The organism is Vibrio sp. 1562 (genome assembly GCF_033340155.1).
Lineage (GTDB): Bacteria > Pseudomonadota > Gammaproteobacteria > Enterobacterales > Vibrionaceae > Vibrio > Vibrio alginolyticus.
Map to the genome: position 1 here is coordinate 1 of NZ_JAWOVY010000669.1, position 549 is coordinate 549.

At 46.6% G+C, this 549-nt stretch carries 1 protein-coding gene and 1 pseudogene; both read right to left on the minus strand.

Annotated elements, in window-relative coordinates; translation table 11 throughout:
* A pseudogene (locus R7Z49_RS26985) lies at positions 1 to 159 on the minus strand (sulfate ABC transporter permease); the annotation flags it as partial.
* Between the two features lies 1 nt (position 160).
* A partial coding sequence (locus R7Z49_RS26990) for a hypothetical protein (RefSeq protein ID WP_318112740.1) occupies positions 161 to 549 on the minus strand: 389 nt, incomplete at its 5' end.

Below are 549 nucleotides of genomic sequence, written 5' to 3' on the forward strand. Positions count from 1 at the left end.
ATCAATAAATCGATTCACGAGCAATGAAGTTTCGTTGTCGGACTGCGCCCAAGCAATGGAGCCAAACCCGCTAAGCGATAAGTTATCGGTCAGTTCTACTGTTGCTAAGCTCGGAAAAGCGACACTGCTAATAAGTACTGCGAGGAGCGATCTCTTCATTTCATTTCTCCGAACTGACGACATAAAGAACATGAGCATCCGACGGCAACGAGTCGACGGGGGCATAGCCAATGCGATTAGGTTGTTCTCGCATCCACGCTAACAAGATTTCAATACTGGGTTGATCAATTACTTTGGGTGGACGCGCCTTGCCTGAAAACGAAAGGCTGGCCCAATGCGCATTCATTTGAGCCAAGTTTTTATTAAGCAGGTAGCGATAGAACTCCGTTCGTTCAACGGACGTCTCTGGCCAATCAGAGAGTTCAATTCGTTGGCCTTGTAATAGTCTGGTTTTGCCTCGGTAGAGCTTCCTCGCTTTATTAATGGTCAACGCGTCAAACTGAGCGTTAAGTGAAAAAATGGCGTAACTTTCTGCGGCAAATACCTGAT